This window comes from Massilia sp. NBRC 108631 (genome assembly GCF_059704565.1).
On the sequence record NZ_BAAKJE010000042.1, the window covers coordinates 35,444 to 56,559 of the forward strand.

18 protein-coding genes are annotated in these 21,116 nt (G+C 67.4%); 12 read left to right on the forward strand and 6 right to left on the reverse strand.

What is annotated here, in order from left to right; all coding sequences use genetic code 11:
- Positions 1 to 23: 23 nt before the first annotated feature.
- Together AC6H42_RS04580 and AC6H42_RS04585 are read left to right on the forward strand one after the other, a co-directional pair.
- On the forward strand, positions 24 to 1,292 hold the full coding sequence (locus AC6H42_RS04580; protein ID WP_497547499.1) for an MFS transporter: 1,269 nt from the start codon (positions 24 to 26) through the stop codon (positions 1,290 to 1,292).
- Positions 1,293 to 1,302: 10 nt separating this feature from the next.
- Complete coding sequence (locus AC6H42_RS04585; RefSeq protein ID WP_057158468.1) at positions 1,303 to 2,313, forward strand: substrate-binding domain-containing protein; 1,011 nt, start codon at positions 1,303 to 1,305, stop codon at positions 2,311 to 2,313.
- Positions 2,314 to 2,359: 46 nt separating this feature from the next.
- Here AC6H42_RS04585 and AC6H42_RS04590 read toward each other — a convergent pair whose 3' ends face one another.
- From AC6H42_RS04590 to AC6H42_RS04610, 5 genes are all read right to left on the reverse strand, one after another.
- On the reverse strand, positions 2,360 to 2,569 hold the full coding sequence (locus tag AC6H42_RS04590) for a hypothetical protein (protein WP_057158467.1): 210 nt from the start codon (positions 2,567 to 2,569) through the stop codon (positions 2,360 to 2,362).
- 220 nt (positions 2,570 to 2,789) lie between these two features.
- Positions 2,790 to 3,146 (reverse strand): glyoxalase superfamily protein, encoded by a 357-nt coding sequence (locus tag AC6H42_RS04595; protein ID WP_497547500.1) that lies wholly within the window; start codon positions 3,144 to 3,146, stop codon positions 2,790 to 2,792.
- Between the two features lie 53 nt (positions 3,147 to 3,199).
- Positions 3,200 to 6,499, reverse strand: coding sequence for a fused isobutyryl-CoA mutase/GTPase IcmF (gene icmF / locus AC6H42_RS04600; protein ID WP_057158465.1), 3,300 nt, complete (start codon positions 6,497 to 6,499; stop codon positions 3,200 to 3,202).
- A 114-nt stretch (positions 6,500 to 6,613) separates the two neighbouring features.
- Positions 6,614 to 10,174, reverse strand: coding sequence for an indolepyruvate ferredoxin oxidoreductase family protein (locus tag AC6H42_RS04605; RefSeq protein ID WP_057158464.1), 3,561 nt, complete (start codon positions 10,172 to 10,174; stop codon positions 6,614 to 6,616).
- Between the two features lie 229 nt (positions 10,175 to 10,403).
- Positions 10,404 to 11,333, reverse strand: a complete 930-nt coding sequence (locus AC6H42_RS04610) for a LysR substrate-binding domain-containing protein (RefSeq protein ID WP_057158463.1) — start codon at positions 11,331 to 11,333, stop codon at positions 10,404 to 10,406.
- A 105-nt stretch (positions 11,334 to 11,438) separates the two neighbouring features.
- Here AC6H42_RS04610 and AC6H42_RS04615 point away from each other — a divergent pair, with 105 nt between their 5' ends.
- Positions 11,439 to 12,662 carry an HD-GYP domain-containing protein gene (locus tag AC6H42_RS04615; protein ID WP_057158462.1) on the forward strand — a complete coding sequence of 408 codons (1,224 nt, stop codon included), beginning with the start codon at positions 11,439 to 11,441 and terminating at the stop codon, positions 12,660 to 12,662.
- Between the two features lie 24 nt (positions 12,663 to 12,686).
- On the opposite strand, the gene AC6H42_RS04620 is transcribed toward AC6H42_RS04615, so the two are convergent.
- Positions 12,687 to 13,736: a GGDEF domain-containing protein gene (locus AC6H42_RS04620; protein WP_057158461.1), complete on the reverse strand. Its 1,050-nt coding sequence runs from the start codon at positions 13,734 to 13,736 to the stop codon at positions 12,687 to 12,689.
- A gap of 379 nt (positions 13,737 to 14,115) precedes the next feature.
- On the opposite strand from AC6H42_RS04620, the gene AC6H42_RS04625 reads away from it, so the two are divergent.
- The 9 genes from AC6H42_RS04625 to AC6H42_RS04665 form a co-directional block, all read left to right on the forward strand.
- Positions 14,116 to 14,298 (forward strand): Flp family type IVb pilin, encoded by a 183-nt coding sequence (locus AC6H42_RS04625; protein WP_057158460.1) that lies wholly within the window; start codon positions 14,116 to 14,118, stop codon positions 14,296 to 14,298.
- A gap of 59 nt (positions 14,299 to 14,357) precedes the next feature.
- Positions 14,358 to 14,894: an A24 family peptidase gene (locus AC6H42_RS04630; RefSeq protein WP_057158698.1), complete on the forward strand. Its 537-nt coding sequence runs from the start codon at positions 14,358 to 14,360 to the stop codon at positions 14,892 to 14,894.
- An 80-nt stretch (positions 14,895 to 14,974) separates the two neighbouring features.
- Complete coding sequence (locus tag AC6H42_RS04635; RefSeq protein ID WP_229418379.1) at positions 14,975 to 16,360, forward strand: DUF8689 domain-containing protein; 1,386 nt, start codon at positions 14,975 to 14,977, stop codon at positions 16,358 to 16,360.
- Entirely contained in the window at positions 16,357 to 17,217 is an 861-nt protein-coding gene (gene cpaB, locus AC6H42_RS04640; RefSeq protein WP_057158459.1) for a Flp pilus assembly protein CpaB, read from the forward strand. Before AC6H42_RS04635 ends, cpaB begins: the two co-directional genes overlap by 4 nt.
- An 8-nt stretch (positions 17,218 to 17,225) precedes the next feature.
- Positions 17,226 to 18,761 (forward strand): type II and III secretion system protein family protein, encoded by a 1,536-nt coding sequence (locus tag AC6H42_RS04645; RefSeq protein WP_497547501.1) that lies wholly within the window; start codon positions 17,226 to 17,228, stop codon positions 18,759 to 18,761.
- Complete coding sequence (locus AC6H42_RS04650) at positions 18,758 to 19,096, forward strand: hypothetical protein (RefSeq protein ID WP_497547502.1); 339 nt, start codon at positions 18,758 to 18,760, stop codon at positions 19,094 to 19,096. The genes AC6H42_RS04645 and AC6H42_RS04650 overlap by 4 nt, the downstream gene beginning before the upstream one ends.
- Positions 19,093 to 20,526 (forward strand): pilus assembly protein TadG-related protein, encoded by a 1,434-nt coding sequence (locus tag AC6H42_RS04655; RefSeq protein WP_497547503.1) that lies wholly within the window; start codon positions 19,093 to 19,095, stop codon positions 20,524 to 20,526. Before AC6H42_RS04650 ends, AC6H42_RS04655 begins: the two co-directional genes overlap by 4 nt.
- Positions 20,523 to 20,984 carry a hypothetical protein gene (locus tag AC6H42_RS04660; RefSeq protein ID WP_057158456.1) on the forward strand — a complete coding sequence of 154 codons (462 nt, stop codon included), beginning with the start codon at positions 20,523 to 20,525 and terminating at the stop codon, positions 20,982 to 20,984. The genes AC6H42_RS04655 and AC6H42_RS04660 overlap by 4 nt, the downstream gene beginning before the upstream one ends.
- The coding region (locus AC6H42_RS04665) for a TadE/TadG family type IV pilus assembly protein (protein WP_497547504.1) at positions 20,974 to 21,116 on the forward strand (143 nt) is incomplete at its 3' end. The genes AC6H42_RS04660 and AC6H42_RS04665, both read left to right, overlap by 11 nt.

Here is a 21,116-nt window from a genome sequence, read left to right on the forward strand (position 1 = left end):
ATCCTAAAAATACCGGAGACACCATGAACAAGCAGCGCATCCTGTTCGCCCTGTTTTTGATTTACTTCGTATTCGCCATCCTGCTCAACAGCGTGGGCACGGTGATCCTGCAGGTGATCGGCAACTACGGCGTGACCAAGTCGGGCGCCAGCGTGCTGGAAGGCTTCAAAGACCTGCCGATCGCCATCGTCTCCTTCCTGGTGGCGTCCTTCCTGCCGCGCATCGGCTACAAGAAGGCCATGCTAGCCGGGCTGGCGCTGGTGACCTTCGCCTGCATGGCGATGCCGCTGGTGCCCGGCTTCCTCACCACCAAGCTGCTGTTCCTGTGCGTGGGCGTGGCCTTTGCGCTGGTGAAGGTATCGGTGTATTCCACGCTGGGCCTGATCGCAGCGGACCGCAAGCAGCACGCCAGCATCATGAACACACTGGAAGGCTTCTTCATGGTGGGCGTGCTCAGCGCCTACTGGGTGTTCGGCTACTTCATCGACTCGGACAATCCGCAATCGCAAAGCTGGCTGCAGGTCTACTGGGTGCTGGCCGCGCTGTGCGCCACGACTTTCGCGCTGGTGCTCACCACGCAGTTCGACGAAAGCACTGCCGCCCTGCCGCCCGAGCGCAGCCTGGCGCAGGACTTCGCCGCCATGCTCAAGCTGTTCTTCAAGCCGCTGGTGTGCGTGTTCGTCATCACGGCCTTCCTGTACGTGCTGATCGAGCAGAGCGTGGGCACCTGGCTGCCGACCTTCAACAACGAAATCCTCAAGCTGCCGGCGGCCATGAGCGTGCAGGTGACCAGCATCTACGCGGCCTGCCTGGCGGCGGGGCGGCTGTCGGCCGGCGTGCTGATGCGCAAGCTGAACTGGTATCCGGTGATGAACGGCTGCGTGCTGGGCATGGGCGCCATGGTGCTGCTGGCGCTGCCGCTCACGCACGACATCGCGCACGACCCCTACGTCACCTGGTCGAGCGCGCCGGTGGCGGCCTTCCTGTTCCCGCTGATCGGCCTGTTCATGGCGCCGATCTACCCCGGCATCAATTCGGTCATGCTGAGCTCTCTGCCGAAGCACCAGCACTCGGCCATGACCGGGCTGCTGGTGATTTTTTCTGCGCTGGGCGGTACCACCGGCTCGCTGGTCACCGGTTATGTATTTGGTAATTTCAGCGGCCATTTCGCCTTCTACCTGACCCTGGCGCCGATCTCTATCATCTTGATTATGTTGTATTTTTTCAAAAAGTCGGTGGATGCGGGGGCGGATGGCTATGGTGGCTCGGCTATAATCACCGGTCAGCATTGAAGCCTCCGCCATGAATCTGAAGAGTCTTGCCAACCTGCTTGGCATGTCCAAAACCACGGTAAGCCGGGCACTGAACGGGTATCCCGAAGTGAACGTGCACACGCGCGAGCGTGTGCTGGCGGCTGCGCGCGAGGCGGGTTACGAGGCCAATCCGCTGGCGCGCGGGCTGGCGGTGGGGCGCACCAATGTGTTCGGCATCATCTACCCGCTGCTGCCGGCGGACCTGGGCGACGCCATGTTCCTGCACACCGTGGGCGGCATGACGGAAGCGCTGGAAGCGCGCAAGATGAACTTCATCATCGGCCCTGTGTCGGCCAACAATGAGCTGGCCTCGTACGAGCAGATCGTGCGCGGGCGGCGCGTGGACGGCCTGGTGGTAAGCCGCACGCTGGTGCGCGACGAGCGCATCGCTTTCCTGAGCAAGGCCGGCTTTCCCTTCGTGGCGCACGGCCGCACCGAGCTGGACTCGCCGTATGCGTGGTTCGACTACGACAACGAGGCCGGCATCCGCATGGCGGCGGCCTGTCTGCTGGAACAGGGCCACCAGCGTATCGCGCTCCTGAGCGCGCCGCTGGAAATGAACTTCGCCCGCCAGCGCAGGGACGCCTTCCTGGCGGCGCTGGCCGGCGCCGGCTTGAGCGCCGATCCGCGCTACCTGATTTCGGACACCATCGACCGCCGCAGCGGCTACCAGGCCATGCAGCAGTTGCTGGCGTGCTCGCCGCGTCCCACCGCCGTCATCGTCGACAACCATTTGTCCGGCGTGGGCACGGTCCGCGCGCTGTTGGATGCGGGCGTGGAAATTGGCAAGGAAATGTCGGTCATCGTGTGGGGCAGCCTGGCCGACACGCTGGCCGGCGCCAACGTCACCACGATAGACCAGCCCGACCCGGCGGGCGCCGGCGCCAAGATGATCGATATGCTGCTGGCGCTGTCCTCCGGCACGCCGGCCGGGGAGTTGCAGGTGCTGTGGCAGCCCGTCCTGCTGCCCGGCGCCACCGTCGGCCGCTGCCCCTCCTGAGGCGCCCGCTGCGCAGGAGGCGCCGTTTCTGCATGAGTGCCATCCGCTACTTGCGCCGGCGGCGCGGCGGCGGTTCGGGGTCCTGTTCCGGTTCGGATTCGGTTGCCAGGCGGTGCGAGACGGCGAAGATGTCGGCGAAGGTGCGGCGGCGGATTTCGTTTTGCAGCAGCTCGGCCAGGGTCACTGGGTCGAGCAGTCCAAGCTCGCCGGCGTCGTGCACCAGCTGGTCGGGTAAGGAGATGTGTATGGTCGTCATGAGCCCTCCGGTTTGACCCAGCATAGGCGAAGAGCAGGCGCCGATATTGATTATTCTCCTGAAAAATTCACTTAGGGCATCATTGGAGAAGCTGGCCAGCTGGGCCGCCAGCTGGCCGCGCTGCGTGTCGTCACCGAGGCCTGCGCCATGACCAGCCTGCCCTTGAACGTGATGGTGCCTCCCGGGCTTCCTGGAAGCGAGGCGCTTATGCAGGAATCGCTCACTCGGCAGTAAAGCGGATGCGGTTGCCGAACGGGTCCCACACGGTCATCTCGCGGCCCCAGTCGCGCGCCTCGATGCCGGGCCGCATATTCCGGTACTGCCTGGCGTTCAGTTCCGCGTGCAGCGCATCCAGGCCGTCCACCTGCACCAGCAAAGTCATGCCGGGCGAGCCGTCGCCGTGATGCTCGCTCAAGTGCAGCGTCAGCTTGCCACGCCGCAGCTCCATGTAGAGCGGCGCGTCGGGTTCGAAGCGGTGTTCCCACGCCACTTCGAACCCCAGGAAATCGACATAAAACTCCCGAGCCTTGGCCTCGGAAAAACTGCGCAGGATGGGGATGGCTGGAGAGAGTTGCATGATGCTCCCTGAAGAAATGGCGCCGCGGCCCACTGCCACGGCGCCAGGGAGTATTACATATTGCGGCGGTACTGGCCGCCGACCTCGAACAGCGCGGCGGTGATCTGGCCCAGCGAGCAGACGCGCACGGCGTCCATCAGCTTGGCGAACACGTTTTCGTTGTCGATGGCGGCTTTCTGCAGCGCAGCCAGGGCGGCCGGGGCGGCTGCCGCGTGGCGCGTGTGGAAGTCTTCCAGGCGCTTGAGCTGCGACTGCTTTTCATCGTCGGTGGAACGCGCCAGCTCGATCGGCGCCGGCACGTCGGTGGCCTTCGGATTGCGGAAGGTGTTCACGCCGATGATGGGCAGCGTGCCGTCGTGCTTCTGGTGCTCGTACAGCATGGACTCTTCCTGGATCTTGCCGCGCTGGTAGCCGGTTTCCATCGCGCCCAGCACGCCGCCGCGCTCGGCGATGCGCTCGAACTCCTGCAGCACCGCTTCTTCCACCATGTCGGTCAGCTCGTCCATGATGAAGGAACCCTGGTTCGGGTTCTCGTTCTTGGCCAGGCCCCATTCGCGGTTGATGATCAGCTGGATCGCCAGCGCGCGGCGGACGGATTCGTCGGTCGGCGTGGTGATGGCTTCGTCGTAGGCGTTGGTGTGCAGCGAGTTGCAGTTGTCGTAGATGGCGATCAGCGCCTGCAAGGTGGTGCGGATGTCGTTGAAGTCGATCTCCTGCGCGTGCAGCGAACGGCCCGAGGTCTGCACGTGGTACTTCAGCTTCTGCGAGCGGTCGTTGGCGCCGTACTTGTCGCGCATGGCCACGGCCCAGATGCGGCGCGCCACGCGGCCCAGCACCGTGTATTCCGGGTCCATGCCGTTGGAGAAGAAGAACGACAGGTTGGGCGCGAAATCGTCGATGTGCATGCCGCGCGCCAGGTAGGCTTCCACGAAGGTGAAGCCGTTCGACAGCGTGAACGCCAGCTGCGAGATCGGGTTCGCGCCCGCTTCGGCAATGTGGTAGCCGGAGATGGAGACCGAGTAGAAGTTGCGCACCTGGTGGTGCACGAAGTATTCCTGGATGTCGCCCATCACCTTGAGCGAGAACTCGGTGGAGAAGATGCAGGTGTTCTGGCCCTGGTCTTCCTTCAGGATGTCGGCCTGCACGGTGCCGCGCACGTTCTGCAGCACCCAGTCCTTGATCTTGGCCGCTTCGTCGGCGCTCGGCTGGCGCTTGTTCTCTTCCACGAACTTGTCCACCTGCTGGTCGATGGCGGTGTTCATGAACATGGCCAGGATGGTGGGCGCGGGTCCGTTGATGGTCATCGACACCGAGGTGCTCGGACTGCACAGGTTGAAGCCGTCGTACAGCACCTTCATGTCGTCCAGCGTGGCGATCGATACGCCCGAGTTGCCCACTTTGCCGTAGATGTCGGGACGGATCGCAGGGTCGGCGCCGTACAGCGTGACCGAGTCGAACGCGGTCGACAGGCGCTTGGCGTCCATGCCGGTGGAGACCAGCTTGAAGCGGCGGTTGGTGCGGAACGCGTCGCCTTCGCCGGCGAACATGCGGGTCGGGTCTTCGCCTTCGCGCTTGAAGGCGAACACGCCGGCCGTGAACGGGAAGGATCCCGGCACGTTCTCGGACATCAGGAAGCGCAGCACTTCGCCGTCGTCCTCGTAGCGCGGCAGCGCCACCTTGCGCACCTTGGTGCCGGACAGCGTGTGCGAGATCAGGCGGGTGCGGATTTCCTTGTCGCGGATTTTCACCACGTAGTCGTCGCCGGCGTAGGCGGCCTGCATGTCCGGCCACTGGGCCAGCAGCTTCTTGGCGCCGGCTTCCATGGCGCTGTCGCGCTCGGCGATCAGTTCGTCGAAATCGGCGCCCAGGTCCAGGCCGGCCTTGGCGGCGGCCAGCATGCGCTTCGATTCGCGCAGCTGCTGGCGCTCGCGCGCCAGTTTCACCTGCTTGGCGGTGTTCTTGTGGTAGCCGCGCACGGTGTCCGAAATCTCGGCCAGGTAGCGCGCGCGCGCCGGCGGCACGATCACGTTCTTGCCGCTGCTAAAGCGTACTTCGGACTTGGCCAGCGCGCCCGGCACGGTCTTCATGCCGAATTCGGCCAGCTTGCCCACCAGGCCCTGGTACAGCGCGGTCACGCCGTCGTCGTTGAAGCGCGACGCCTGGGTGCCGTACACCGGCATTTCGTCGGGGCGCCGGCTCCACAGTTCGCGGTTGCGCTGGTATTGCTTGGCCACGTCGCGCAGCGCGTCCTGCGCGCCCTTGCGGTCGAATTTGTTGATGGCGATGAAGTCGGCGAAATCGAGCATGTCGATTTTTTCCAGCTGCGAAGCGGCGCCGAATTCGGGCGTCATCACGTACATGGAGACGTCGACGTGCGGCACGATGGCGGCGTCGCCCTGGCCGATGCCGGAGGTCTCGACGATCACCAGGTCGAAGCCGGCCACCTTGCAGGCGGCGATCACGTCCGGCAGCGCCTGCGAAATTTCGGAGCCCGCTTCGCGCGTGGCCAGCGAGCGCATGAACACGCGCGCTTGTCCGGCCCACGGGGCGATGGCGTTCATGCGGATGCGGTCGCCCAGCAGTGCGCCGCCGGATTTGCGGCGCGACGGGTCGATGGAGATGACGGCGAGGTTGAGCGCGTCGCCCTGGTCCAGGCGGATGCGGCGGATCAGCTCATCGGTCAGCGAGGACTTGCCGGCGCCGCCGGTGCCGGTGATGCCCAGCGCAGGTACCGGCAGGTTTTCGGCCGCGGCGCGCAGTTCAGCGCGCAGCTCGGGCGTGGCCTTCTCGTTTTCCAGCGCCGTGATCAGCTGGGCCAGCGGACGGTGGCGGTCCGCCACGCTGCCTTCGCGCAGTGGCGCCAGCGCGGTCGGGGAATACTGGGACAGGTCGATGTCGCATTGCTGCACCATCCACTGGATCATGCCCACCAGGCCCATGCGCTGGCCGTCTTCCGGGCTGAAGATGCGGGTCACGCCATAGGCGTGCAGGTCGGCGATTTCCTCCGGCACGATCACGCCGCCGCCGCCGCCGAACACCTTGATGTGGGCGCCGCCGCGTTCGCGCAGCAGGTCCAGCATGTATTTGAAGTACTCGACGTGGCCGCCCTGGTAGCTGGAGATGGCGATGCCTTGCACATCCTCCGCCAGCGCGGCGGTGACCACTTCGTCCACCGAACGGTTGTGGCCCAGGTGCACCACTTCCACGCCGTTCGACTGCAGGATGCGGCGCATGATGTTGATCGAGGCGTCGTGGCCGTCGAACAGCGAGGCGGCGGTGACGAAGCGTACCTTGTTGGCCAGCTTGGCCTGCTCGGGCACGGCGGCGAGTTTCGGAGCGGAGAGGTCGTTCATGGGTGTCCTTGTCGTTCTGGAACGCGAGAATTTTGATTATATGACGTTTACGTTAACGTCAAGTCAAGCGGAAAATGCCGGGGTCGGACCCGGCAGGTCCGACCCGAGGTCTTATCACGCGGCGTGCTGGTGCCCGCCGCCCAAGGCGGCCAGCAGGCGCGCTTTCTCGGCGCGGAACTCGGCCACCGCTTTTTCCTTCACATGGCCGAAGCCGCGGATCTTCTCCGGCAGTTGCGCCAGCGCCACGGCCGTGTCGTAGTTGCCGGCGTTCAACTGTGCCAGCACGGTGCCGACCAGTTCGCGGTACTCGGCGATCAGCGCGCGTTCCATCTTACGCTCTTCCGTGTAGCCGAAGATGTCGAACGCACCGCCGCGCAGGCCTTTCAGCTTGGCCAGCAGCTTGAATGCGCTCCACATCCACGAGCCGAATTCGGCTTTCACCAGGTGGCCCTTGGCGTCCTTCTTGGCCAGCAGCGGCGGCGCCAGGTTGAACTTCAGCGAGAAGTTGCCTTCGAACTGGGACTGCAGCTGCTCGACGAAGCGGCCGTCGGTGTACAGGCGCGCCACTTCGTACTCGTCCTTGTAGGCCATCAGCTTGGAGAGCGACTTGGCCACTGCCATGGACAGCTTGTTGCCCAGGTTCAGGCCGGCATCCTTGGCGCGCACCTGTTGCACCAGCTGTTCGTACGACGCGGCGTAGCCGGCGTCCTGGTAGCCGGTCAGGAACTCGACGCGCTTCTTGATCACCGCTTCCAGGCTTTGCGGCATCTGCACCACGATGGCCTGACTTGGAATCGCGGTCTTCTCCACGCGCTTCAGGTCCACGGCGGCGCGGCGGCCCCACAGGAAGCTCTTCTTGTTCGCTTCCACGCCCACGCCATTCAGTTCGATGGCGCGCAGCAGCGACGCTTCCGTCAGCGGGATGCGGCCGCGCTGCCAGGCGTAGCCCAGCATGAACAGGTTGGCGGCGATCGAATCGCCCATCAGCGCGGTGGCCAGCTTGGTGGCGTCGATGAAGTCGGCGCTGTGGTACTGGGCCGCGCCCACCGATTCCTCGATCAGCGCGCGCACTTCGGCGGCCGGGTACTGCCAGTCGGCCTGTTGCGCGAAGGTGCCGGGCGGCTGCTCGTGCAGGTTGACCACGGCCAGCGTGCGGCCCGGACGCATCTTCGATACCGCATCGGCCGCGCCGGCGGTCAGCATGTCGCAGCCCAGGATCAGGTCGGCCTCGCCGGTGGCGATGCGCTGCGCGCGCAGGTGCGACGGCGACTTGGCCACTTTCACGTGCGAGGTGACCGAACCGTTTTTCTGCGACATGCCGGTCATGTCCAGCACCGACGCGCCTTTGCCTTCCAGGTGCGCGGCCATGCCCATCAGCGCGCCGACGGTAATCACGCCGGTGCCGCCGATGCCGTTGATGAGGATGTTGTACGGCTGCTCGCAGGCCGGCAGCGTTGGCTGCGGCAGTTCTTCCCAGCCGTCGCCGACGCTCTTGTCCTTGCTCACGCCGGTCTTCGATTTCTTCAGCGCGCCGCCTTCCACCGTCACGAACGACGGGCAGAAGCCCTTCACGCACGAGTAGTCCTTGTTGCAGGAGGACTGGTCGATGGTGCGCTTGCGGCCGAAGTCGGTTTCCTTGGGCAGGATGGACACGCAGTTGGACTGCACGCCGCAGTCGCCGCAGCCTTCGCACACCGCTTCGTTGATGACCATGCGCTTGTTCGGGTCGGGGAACTCGCCCTTTTTGCGGCGGCGGCGCTTCTCGGCGGCGCAGGTCTGGTCGTAGATCAGCACCGAGCAGCCTTCCAGTTCGCGCAGTTCGCGCTGTACCGCGTCGATCTCCTTGCGGTCGTGCAGCGAGACGATGGCAGGCAGGGCGGAGCGGTCGGTGTAGCGGCTCAGGTCTTCGGTCACCAGCGCGATGCGCTTGACGCCCTCGGCGGCCATCTGCTGCGCGATCATTGGCACCGAGACGGTGCCGTCCACCGGCTGGCCGCCGGTCATGGCTACGGCATCGTTGTACAGGATCTTGTAGGTGATGTTGACCTTGGCCGCCACGGCGGCGCGGATCGCCAGGTAGCCGGAGTGGAAGTAGGTGCCGTCGCCCAGGTTCTGGAACACGTGCGGCACTTTCGAGAACGCGGCCTGGCCGATCCACGGCGCGCCTTCGCCGCCCATGTGGGTGGTCAGCTTGTTGTACTCGGGGTAGATCGAGGTGGCCATCACGTGGCAACCGATGCCGGCCAGCGCGAAGGAACCGTCCGGGACCTTGGTGGAGGTGTTGTGCGGGCAGCCGGAGCAGTAGAAGGCCGGGCGGAACGGCGTGTTGATGGCTTTCTTCAGTACCGCGTCCTTGGCGTCCAGGAAGGTCAGGCGGGCCTTGATCTGGTCCTGGATGTTGGTGTCGGTGATGTACTGCTTGACGCGCGAGGCGATCACGCGCGCCACCTGCGACACCGAGAAATCGGCCTTGGGCGGCAGCAGCCATTCGCCGCGCGGGGCCACCCATTCGCCCTTGTCGTCGAACTTGCCGATCACGCGCGGACGCACGTCGTCGCGCCAGTTGTACAGTTGCTCCTTGAGCTGGTATTCGACGAACTGGCGCTTCTCTTCCACCACCAGGATCTCGTCCAGGCCCTGCGCGAATTCGCGCACGCTGTCCGGCTCCAGCGGCCACGGCATGGCCACCTTGAACAGGCGCAGGCCGACGGTGGCGGCCATGGCTTCGTCGATGCCCAGTTCTTCCAGCGCTTCCAGCACGTCCAGGTAGGACTTGCCGGAGGCGATGATGCCCAGCTTGGCGTCCTTGGAGTCGATGGTGGTGTGGTTCAGCTTGTTTTCGCGGGCATAGGCGAGGGCGGCGTAGATCTTATAGTCCTGCATCAGCGCTTCCTGGTTGCGCGCCTGCTGGCCCAGCGGGATGGCCGACAGGCGGGCGTTCAGGCCGCCTTCCGGCATATGGAACTCCTTCGGCAGCCTGACCTCCACGCGGAAGGGGTCGGCGTCGATGGAGGCCGACGATTCGACCGTGTCGGCCAGCGCCTTGAAGGCCACCGCGCAGCCGGAAAAGCGCGACATGGCCCAGCCGTGCACGCCCAGGTCCAGGTATTCCTGCACGTTGCAGGGGTACAGCACCGGGATCATGCAGGCCGAGAAGATGTGGTCGGACTGGTGCGGCAGGGTGGACGAGTAGGCGCCGTGGTCGTCGCCGGCCACCAGCAGCACGCCGCCGTGCTTCGAGGTGCCGGCATGGTTCATGTGCTTGAAGACATCGCCGCAGCGGTCCACACCCGGGCCCTTGCCGTACCACATGGCGAACACGCCGTCGTACTTGCTCTCGCCGATCAGGTCCACCTGCTGCGAGCCCCACACGGCGGTCGCGGCCAGGTCCTCGTTGACGCCCGGGATGAACTGCACATGGTGCTGTTCCAGGTGCGGCTTGGCCTTCCACAGGGTCTCGTCCAGGCCGCCCAGCGGCGAGCCGCGGTAGCCGGAGATGAAGCCGGCGGTATTCAGGCCGGCGGCGGCGTCGCGGATCTGCTGCATCATCGGCAGGCGCACCAGGGCCTGGATGCCGGACAGGAAGATGCTGCCGGCGGTGGCGGTGTATTTGTCGTCGAGCGTGACGCTGGTCAGGCGCGAAGGCGCCTGTGCTGGTGCCGTATTGTCGGCCATGGTGATGTCTCCAAATGGTGTTCGGGTGGTTCGCCGCTCCTGCGCCGCGCCGGGTAAGGCACAGCAGGTGCTGCCGTAACGCCGCCGGTGGGCGGCATTACCAATGTTTCAGTGTAGGGCTTAGTTGACGTATACGGAAATACCGATTGCCAATGGGGGTATAAGAAAAAATGATGGAACGCTGCGGAAATTAACCCTGACCCCATTTGTCGGTGGGGAAAGGGGGGATTTAGAGCAGGCGGGCGCCCAGCCAGTAGTGGCTGTGGCAGAGGTCGGCGGCCACCTGGCAGGCCAGGCGGCTGACGGCGGCGCCGGCGTTGGTCAGGGGGATGTTCTTGGAGCCGCACAGCACCACCGTGCGCGAGATGGACGGCTGCTCGATCGGCAGGGCCACCATGGCGCCGCGCTCGATCTCGGCCAGCACCGGCGCCACAGGCAAAATGGTCGCGCCCATGTCGGCCAGCAGGGCGGATTTCAGGATGGCGATGGAGTTGATTTCTATGACGTTGGCGGTGGCCAGCCCGGCGCCGCGCGCCACGCTTTCGATGCGCGGCCGCACGCCGTGCTGCGGCCCGGGCAGGATCAGCTGGGCCGCCAGCGCTTGCGCCAGCGTGACCTTGTCGCGCCCTGCGGCCCAGGGCGAGCCGGCGCGGCAGATGAAGCGCAGCTCTTCTTCCACCAGCGGGGTGCAGACGAAGGGCGATAGCTGGCCGTCGTCGAACAGCACGGCCAGGTTGACGCGGCCGGATTTGAGCTGCTCGGCCAGGTTGCCGGTCAGTTCTTCGGTCAGCTGCAAGGTAATTTCGGGGAACTGGGCGCGCGCGGCGGACAGCAGCGGCAGCGCCAGCGCGCCCGAGATGCTGTGCGGCAGGCCCAAGGTGACGCTGCCGCTGGGCCGCTCGGCGGACTGGGTGACGGCCGATTTGGCGTCCGCCACCTGCTTCAGGATGGCCTGGGCGTGCTCGTAGAACACCTTGCCGGCGTCGGTGCTGAGCACGCCCTGCGCGGAACGGTGCAGCAACTGGGCGCCCAGTTCTTCCTCCAGCTGGCGCAGCTGTTGCGTCAGCGCCGGCTGCGCCACGTGCAGCACCGTGGCCGCGCGCGACAGCGCGCCGTGGTCGACGATCGCGACGAAATAGCGGAGTTGGCGTAATTCCATGTGGCGTGGGGCTATGTTCAGGACAAAAGTGTAAATCCGGGTGGAAACTATTTGTTATACTGATTCTAACCCCTCCCTATCGTTTACCGCGTTTGCAGGCCCCGTATGCTCAAGAAAGTTGATTCTTCCCAGCTGGCAGTGGGCATGTATATCCATGACCTCAGTTGCGACTGGATGACCCATCCGTTCATCCGCAACCGTTTCGTCATCAGCAGTGAGGACGAGATCCGCAAGATCCTGAAGGCCGGCATCCATGACGTGGTGATCGACAGTTCCAAGGGACTGGATGTGCAGGACGCGCCCACGCTGGACGAGGCCAATTTGGCCACCGAGCGCGAACTGACCGAACTGGCCGCCAAGCCGGCGCTGGTGACCCGGGTGTCGCTGGGCGAGGAGCTGTCGCGCGCGGCGCAGGTCCGGCACCAGGCGTCCAGCCTGGTGCGCACGGTGATGCGCGACGCGCGCCTGGGCAAGGCCATCGAGATCGGCCAGGTGCAGCCGGTGGTGCAGAACATCACCGAGTCCATCCTGCGCAATCCGGGCGCGCTGGTCGGGCTGCTGCGCATCAAGAACAAGGACGATTACACGTTTCTGCACTCGGTGAGCGTGTGCGCGCTGCTGGTGGCGTTCTGCAATTCGCGCGGCATGGATCCGGACATCACGCGCCAGGCGGGCTTGGGGGGGCTGCTGCACGACACCGGCAAGGCGCTGGTGCCGGACGCCGTGCTGAACAAGCCGGCCGCGCTGACGGACGAGGAATTCGCCATCGTCCGCAAGCATCCGCAGGATGGTTTCGATATCCTGCGCCAGTCGCCGGAGGTCAACGACATCGCGCTCGACATCACGCTGCACCACCACGAGCGGCGCGACGGCAGCGGCTACCCGAACAAGCTGTCCGGCGACGCCATCAGCGAACTGGCGCAAATGGCTGCCATCGTCGACGTATATGACGCCATCACCGCCGATCGCTGCTATCACAAGGGCATGCCGGCGGCCGCCGCGCTGCGCAAGATCTACGAGTGGAGCAAGTTCCACTTCAACCCGGTGTACGCGCAGGAATTCATGCGCTGCGTCGGCATCTATCCGGTGGGCACCATGGTGATGCTGGAGTCGGGCCGCCTGGGCGTGGTGGTCGAGCCGCACGAAACCAATCTGCTGGCGCCCAAGGTCAATGTCTTCTTCCACACCAGGAACAATGTCTACATCAAGCCGGAAACGGTGGATCTGGCGCGCGGACTGGGCTTTGGCGGCGGCGACAAGATCGTCGGCCATGAGTCGCCGGCGAAGTGGAATGTCGACCCGATGCGCTTTCTCACCCTGGCGGGTTAGATAGGCCCGGCTGGCCGGGCCGGCTTAGAAGAACTCGGCCTCGTCGTTCGATTCGATCACCTGCAGCAGGCCGCCGCTGACCAGCTCGTCGTAGTGGCACACTTTGTTGCGGCCGTGGCTCTTGGCATAGTACAGCGCCTGGTCGGCCTGGCCGAGGATGATCACCGGCGCCTGATAGGCGCTGATGCTGACGTAGCCGATGCTGACCGTCACCTTGCCCACCTGCGGGAACTCGTGCGTTTCGACATTGGCGCGGAAGCGGTCGATGATGCGGTGCGCGTTGTCCTGCGAGGTCGAGCGCAGCAGCACCACGAACTCCTCGCCGCCGAAGCGGAACACGCGGTCCTGCGCGCGGAAGGACGAGGTCAGCAGGTTGGCGATCAGGATCAGCACCTCGTCGCCGTACAGGTGGCCGAACTTGTCGTTGACGTGCTTGAAGTGGTCCACGTCGACCACCGCCAGCCACTGCTTTTCCTGGTCGTTATGCTGGCGCCGCTCCAGCTCGCCCGGCGGCAGCGCCAGCGCGTCCTGCTCGGCGGTGCTGGCTTGCAGCATCTTGGCCAGCTGGTCGTCGAAGGTCTTGCGGTTGAGCAGGCCGGTCAGCGAGTCGCGCTCGCTGTAGTCGAGCAGGTTCTGGAAATTGCGGTAGACGCTGACGATGCCGCCCACGATGTGGATGGTTTCGCTGGTGTAGGGCGTGGGATTGACGATTTCCAGGCAGGTGTTGGCCTTGTCGCCCAGCCAGATCGGCAGCCACAGCGTGTGGTTGCCGTTGGCGTCGACCTGGTCGGCCGACGCTTCGTGGCGCGCGATGCAGTCGGCCAGGGCGGGAAACTGGCTGATGGGATCGCCTGCGCACGATGGGTCGGCATGCTCTTCCATGCGGGCCGGACTGCCCGACACGATGATGGCGCGCGGACGCACGAAGATCTGGCCGCGCACCGAGGTGAGCGTCAGCACGCGGGTCTGCCGCGCGCCAGCCAGCTCCTGGACGGCGGATATAACCGACACGTCCAGCATCGTGTGATCGCGGTGGCCAGTCATGTCCACCATGTGTTTCAGTAGGGAATCCATCGTCGTTCTCTGATCACGGCACCAAGGCGTACAGTGCTCATAAGCACGAGGCCTTTCCAAAAGACAGCTAAGCAGAATAATACCTTTTTGTATTATAGGCAATTCCAGCGTGCGATATTTCTGCTAAAACGCCACGATTCTACCCCCCAATGACGAGCGCAAGCGCTCGCCACTGCGGCCATTCCCTGAAAGTTTGATGTAAAACAGTTTCGTTCATACCACACATGGTCTCGCGCCCCGGCCGGAAAGATTCCCAGAGGAAAACTTGCGCACAATCAACGTCGCCGAAACTGGCCGGAATATAGTGGTTCCAATGGCCGCCGGACTGCAGCCGGGCCGCGCCAGGGCGTAGCTTTGATTTCTTTTCAAGGGGTACATCATGAACAGTTTTATGCAGGCAGCCCGGCACTTCGCCCGGGATGAGGAAGGTATCACCGCCATCGAGTACGGCTTGATCGCGGCGGTCATGGCCGGTGCGATTGCCGCCGCGTTCGGTCCGCTCAGGGACGCCATCGAGGCGGCCTTCGAGGACATCGTCACCAGCATGGCCGTCACGCCCTGATGGGTGGCCCGGGCGCGCCGTGCCGCCGCGGCGCGCCCTTTTTCCGTCCGGAGTTCGCCATGTGGACTGCTAGCGAAGTGATATTGCTGTGGCTGGTCTTGCAGGCGGCGGTGACCGACCTGGCGCTGCGCAAGATCCCCAACGTACTGGTGCTCGGCGGCCTGCTGCTGGCGCTGGTGCTGCACGGCCTGGCCGGACCGCCGTGGGCGCTGCTGTCGCAGTGGCTGGCGGGCCTGCTGGCCGGCTTTTTCCTGTATTTGCCGCTGTACCTGCTGCGCGGCATGGCCGCCGGCGACGTCAAGCTGATGGCCATGGTGGGCGCCTTCACCGGTCCGCTGCAGGCACTCGACGTCGCCCTGCTCAGCTTTGCCGCCGGCGGCGTGCTGGCGCTGGCGCTGATGGCGGCCAGCGGGCAGTGGCGGCGCGGCTGGGCCAATCTGCGCGCCACCTTGCTGCCCTGGCTGCTGCGCCTGGCCGGGGTGCCGCTGCAGCCGGTGCCGCTGCAGCCGGCCCAGAGCGTGGGCGGCATGCCTTACGGCGTGGCCGTGGCGCTGGGCACGCTGGGGGTGGTGCTGGCACCGCATTGCCGTGCGTAAGCTTTGCTGTAACTCAATATCCGCCAGGCAAGCCGTTGCTAGTATCAATTCCTCATCGCAACACTTATCAGGAGTATCGCATGATGGACTTTGCCACCGCACTGCCGGCTGCCCGCAGCGACGAGGACGCGCATGGCGCGCTGCCGCCGCAGCCCAGGACCGCGCGCGAGACCGGGCTGGAGTTGCAGCTGATCGTGGAACTGGCCGCCAAGGCCATCTACGCTGCCGGGCGCACCCACTTGCCCATCCTGGCCACCCGCCTGCGGCTGTCGATCAATGTGCTGCGCGAGGCGCTCGATTTCATGGTGGCCGAGCAGCTGGCCGAGGTGGCCTGGCGCGGCGACGCCGACATCGACGTGCAATACCAGCTGACCGGCGCCGGCAAGCAGCGCGCGGCCGGCTGGCTGCAGCGCTCGCCCTACCAGGGGCCGGCGCCGGTCACGCTGGAGGCCTGGTGCGCCATGGCGGCGCGCCAGGCGCTCCAGCTGCCGGTGCCCAGTGCGGAAGACGTGGAAGCGGTGTTCGGCGAGGCCGGGCTGGAGCCGGCGGTGCGCAACCTGATCGGCGCGGCCATGCACGCCGGCCGCTCGATGCTGCTGTACGGTCCGCCCGGCAGCGGCAAGAGCACGCTGGCGCGCAAGCTGGGCCGCCTGCTGCAGGGCACGGTGCTGGTGCCGCACGCGGTGGCGGTGGGCCAGGAGATCGTGCAGCTGTACGATCCGGCGCTGCACCTGGCGCCGTCCCTGCCGCCGGGCACGGCGGCGCGCCAGCCGTTGGAGCGGCGCAGCACGGACGCGCGCTGGGTGCTGTGCCAGCGCCCCGTGGTGCCGCTGGGCGCCGAGCTGGACGAGTCCATGCTGGAACTGCGCCACGACGCGTTTTCCGGCTGCTACCAGGCGCCGCCGCATTGCAAGGCCAGCCATGGCCTGCTCATCATCGACGACCTGGGCCGCCAGCGCATGGCGGCGCCGGCGCTGCTGAACCGCCTGATCCAGCCGCTCGACGCGGGCCAGGACCAGCTGTCGCTGCAAGGCGGGCACAAGTTCGCCATGCCGTTCGGCGCCATGCTGGTGTTCGCCACCAACCTGGCGCCGCAGGCGCTGCTGGACGGCTCGGCGCTGCGCCGGCTGGGCTACAAGATCCACGTTGGCGCGCTCAGCGAAGCGAGTTACCGCACCCTGTTCCGCCAGCAGTGCCGCGCCGCCGGCGTGGCGCTGGACGACGCCGGGCTGCGTTACCTGATCGAAGAGCTGCACCGTGGCAGCGGCCAGCCGCTGCTGGCCAGCTATCCGCGCGAGATCCTGGGCCGCATCGCCGACTTCGCCGGCTACGCGGGCCAGGCGCCGCGCCTGACGGTGATGGCGCTGGAGCAGGCCTGGTCCAGCATGTTCGCCACCTGCGCGCCGGCTGTCGTCCCCGGCGGGGACGAGGCCGGGCCGGCCGCGCTGCGGGCGAGGGCGGCATGAAAAACCGGCGCGCCTACCTGATGCTGGGGCTGGCCGTGGCCCTGGGGCTGGCGGCGGTGCTGCTGGCGTCGCGCTGGCTGCTGCGGCAAACGCCCGGCACGGCCGGCCGCATCGTGGTGGCGGCGGCCGACGTCAACCTGGGCCAGCGCCTGGCGCCGGACATGTTCAAGCTGGCCGACTGGCCGGCCGACTCGCTGCCGCCGGGCGCGCTGCGCGACCCGGCCAGGCTGAACGGCCGGGTGCTGAAGACCAGCGTGCTGCGCGGCGAGCCGCTGAGCGAGGCCAAGCTGGCGCCGGCCGGCACGCTGGGCGGGCTGTCGGCGCTGATCGCCGAGGGCAAGCGCGCCATCACGGTGCGCGTCAACGACGTGGTGGGCGTGGCCGGCTTTGCGCTGCCGGGCAATTTCGTCGACATCATCGTGCACACCCGGGCCGGCGAGCGCCTGCACGAGCGCGACATTTCCAAGATCGTGCTGGAGCGCATCCTGGTGCTGGCGGTGGCGCAGGAAGTGAGCCGCGACGACACCAAGCCGCGCGTGGTCAATGCGGTGACGCTGGAAGTGACGCCCGAACAGGCCGAGCACCTGGACCTGGCGCGCAGCGTGGGCACGCTGTCGCTGGCGCTGCGCAACCAGGTCGACCCCAGGCCGGGCGTGACGGCGGGCGCTACCAAGGGCACGCTGCTGGGCATCGCGGAGCCGGCCCCGGCGCCCGAACCGGCGGCGTCCGCCGAGCCGCCGCGGTCCGCGCTGTCAGCTGCGGCTGCGCCCGCACCGCGTGCCCAGCTGGCGGTGGCGCCCGCGCGCCATTGCATCGGCGTCATCAACGGCCTGCACAGCAGCCGGGAGTGCTTGTGATGCGCGCCATGAAATCCATGCCCGTGCTTGCGCTGCTGGCGTGCTGTGCGCAGCCGGCGCTGGCGGCGCGCACGCCGCGCATCCCGGCCGTCCCTGCGGCGGCGGCCGTAGCGGTGGCTGCGCCGATAGCCGCCGCGCCCGCCGCTGCGGCCGCAGCGCACAAGGCTAACCCGCCGGCGCCCCGCCAGGCGCCGTCCGCCAGCGACGGGCCGCGCTGCACCGGCGATACCCCGGCCCAGCACAGCATGGCGCTGCAGCCCGGCAAATCGACCTTGCTGCGCATGCCGGAAGCGGTGGCCAGCCGCAGCATCGGCAACCCGGCCGTGGCGCAGGCAATGCTGGTGGCGCCGGACACGCTGTATGTGGCCGGGGTCGACATCGGCAGCACCAATATGGTGGTGCAGGGCAAGAGCGGCAAATGCAGCCTGATCGACCTGGTGGTGGGCATGGACGTGGCCGGCCTGCAGGCGTCGCTGGCGCAGCTGATGCCGCATGAGAAGAACATCCGCGTCACGGCGGCGGCGGACGCGCTGGTGCTGAGCGGCACCGTGGAGGACGGCGCCACGCTGATGAACGTGCTGGAGCTGGCGCACGCCTATGTGCGGCGTCCGGTGCAGGCGCTGGCCAGCCCGCGCGCAGCGGAGGACAAGGCGCCGCCGCCGGCGCTGCCCTCGGCCGTGCCTTCCGGTGCGGTGCCGGCGGTGGCCGGATTGAGCCTGAGCCGCGTGGTCAACCTGCTGTCGGTGACGGCGCCGCAGCAGGTGATGCTGGAGGTGAAGATCGCCGAAGTGTCCAAGACCCTGCTCGATAAGCTGGAGGCCGGCGTGATGCTGCACTACGCCGGCGGCGGCTGGGCCGCCACTGTGCTGTCCAGCTTCCTCACCGGCACCGCCGGCGGCCGGCTCGACGTGGTCAAGGGCGACAAGCGCCGTTTCACGCTGGACGCCGAGCGCAAGGACGGCCTGGTGCGCATCCTGGCCGAGCCCACCGTGATGGCAATCAGCGGCCAGGAGGGCAGCTTCCTGGCCGGCGGCAAGATCTTCATTCCGGTGGCGCAGGACCGCGACAAGGTCACGCTGGAAGAGAAGGAGTTCGGCGTGGGCCTGCGCTTTACGCCCACGGTGCTGGCCGGCGGGCGCATCAACCTGCGGGTGGCGCCGGAAGTGTCGGAGCTGTCGCGCGAGGGCGTGGGCATCTCGGCCAGCGGCTTCAGCGGCGGCGCGCTGCTGCCGCTGATCACCACGCGCCGCGCCAGCACCACGGTGCAACTGTACGACGGTCAGAGCTTCGCCATTGGCGGGCTGATACGCAACACGCAAAACACCAGCGTCAAGGGCTTGCCGCTGCTTGGCGAGCTGCCGGTGCTGGGGGCGCTGTTCCGCAGCACCGATTTCCAGCATGACCGCAGCGAGCTGCTGTTCGTCATCACCGCCCACCTGGTCAAACCGCTGCCCCCCGGCCAGCCGCTGCCCACCGGCAGCATGGCGCCGCCGGAGCGCGGCCTGCTGTTCCTGGGTGCAGGCCCGCAAGGAGGATTGCCATGACACCACGCCCGTCCCGCACCCGGCTGCCGTTGCCGGCGCGCTTGCCGGCGTTGCTTCCGGCTGCGTTTTCCGTGCTGTTGTCGGCTTGCGCCGGCGGCGGCGCGGCGCCGCCCGGGCTATCCGTGCCGCCATTCGGCAGCGCCACCCGTGCCGCGCTGGCGCTGCAGATCGCCAACCCGGACGCGGCCCGCCAGGCCCAGGCGCGGGGCGATGGCCAGGCCGCCGGCGTGGACGGCCGCGCCGCCAGCCAGGCGCAGGGCCGCTATCAGAAGGGCTTTGCCGAAGCGGCGCCGCAGCAGGGCAGCTTCACCATCGGCGTGAGCGGTGCAAAATGACAGCCCTTGCGCCCTGTGCACGCCGCATCGCGGCCCGCCAGCGCGGCGTGCTCACCTTGCTGTTCGCGCTGCTGCTGCCGGTGCTGCTGTGCGCGGCCGGGATGGCGCTGGAGCTGGCCCTGGTGTACCAGCGCCGGGTGCAGTTGCAGAACTATGCGGACGCGGTGGCGCTGGCCGCCGCGCGCTCGCTCAACGGCACCGCGGCCGGGGTCAACGACGCCGCCGCGAAGGCGGCTGCGGCGGCCGCCGCCGACGTCCATTTCGGCGCCAGCGTGAGCTGGCAGTCCGGCGCCCTGCAGTTCAGCGCCACGCCGGACGCGCCGGACGCGGCCTGGCTGGACGCCGGCTCGGCTGCCGCGGCGCCCGCCGGCGTGGCCTACGCCAGGGTGGATAGCGGCAAGCTCACGGTGGCGCCCGTCAACAGCGCGTTTCTCGGCATGCTGGGTGCGGCCGCCAATGCCACCGCCGCCGCCCGCGCCGTGGCCGGGCGCGCCGGGACGCGCGTCACGCCGCTGGCGGTGTGCGCCATGGGGCCGGCCACGGGCACGCGCAACAATGCAGGCGCCGCCGGCGGCGCCGCGCAGGAACTGCTGCAGCATGGCTTCCGCTTCGGCGTGTCCTACAACCTGCTCAAGCTGAACCCGGAACACAACACCGAGGCGGCGGAGTACTTCCTGGCCGACCCGATCCAGCCTGCCGGCGCCGGGCCTGCCGGGATGGTGGACCATACCGCCGACGCGGTGCTGGCGCCGTTCATGTGCACCGGCACGGTACAGCTGCCACGCGTGGCGGGCGCCACGCTGCGGCTGCGCCGTCCGGCCGCGTTCACGCTGGGCGAGCAGCTCAATTCGCGCCTGGGCGTGTACGGCGCGGGCCCGCTGGCCTGCCTGCCGGCCACTGCGCCGCCCGACACCAATGTGCGGCAGTACAACGGCGCGGGCAGCTGGATGTCGCCCGCGCCCGCCGCCGCCAGCGCCACCCCGGCGCCGGCTGCGCCCGGCCAGCCCTACAACACCATGGCCGACCGGGCCAGCGCGGCCGGCGCGGCCGACTACGGTCCGCTGTGGGCCTACAGCGGCGCGCGCCAGTCGGCAAACGGCGCCGCCATCAGCCGTAACCAGTGGCCGTGGCTGTATCCGGTGGCCGCCGGAGCACTGCCCGCGGCGCCCAATTACAACACGCCGGCCTATTTCCAAACCACCGCCGCCTATTATCTGGCGCCGGCCCAGCCCGGCCTGGCGCTGCGCCGCCTGCTGGTGATTCCCTTGCTGGACTGTCCGGCGCCGCCCGGCGCGCTCACCGAGGCGCCGGTGCTGGCGCTGGCGCAGTTCTTCCTGATGGAGCAGGCCGGCGCGGGCGGCGTGCGCGGCGAGTTCGCCGGCGTGGTGGAGGAAAGCACGCTGGCCGGCGCGGTGGAGCTGTACCGATGAAGGCGCCGCCACCCGGCCGCCGGGCGCGCGGCGTGATTGCGCTGGAATTGGCGCTGATCCTGCTGATGATGCTGTTCTTCGCGCCCTGCCTGCTGACGCTGGGCAGCGCCGTGCGCCAGTTCGTGGTACTGGACAAGGTGGCCTACCAGGCCGCGCGCCAGCTGGCCGCCATGCCGCGCCTGCAGATGGCCAGAAAGGGCAGCTACGACCAGGCCGAGGCGCAGGCGCTGGCGCAGGTGATGGCGGCGCTGGCCGACGCCCAGGTCAGCACCGGGGAGCTGGAGTTCGAAGTCGACTGCGATCCCGGCTTCTGCGGCAGCGCCACCATGCCGCAGCGCTTGAAGGTCAAGCTCGGCTTCACCGTGCATCCGGTGGGCTGGGACGGCCTGAGCGGCTGGCTGCTGGGCGCCAACGGCTTGCAGCTGCAGACGGCAGTGGTGATGCGCTATGAGAACTAGACACTGCGTTGAACATGGCCGCAGACGTACTCTTCGGCGTCCGGCCGCCGGCGTGCTGCTGATCGAACTGGCGCTGGCGCTGCCGCTCTTCCTGCTGTTCATGTACGGCCTGCTGGAATGCGCGCGCCTGAT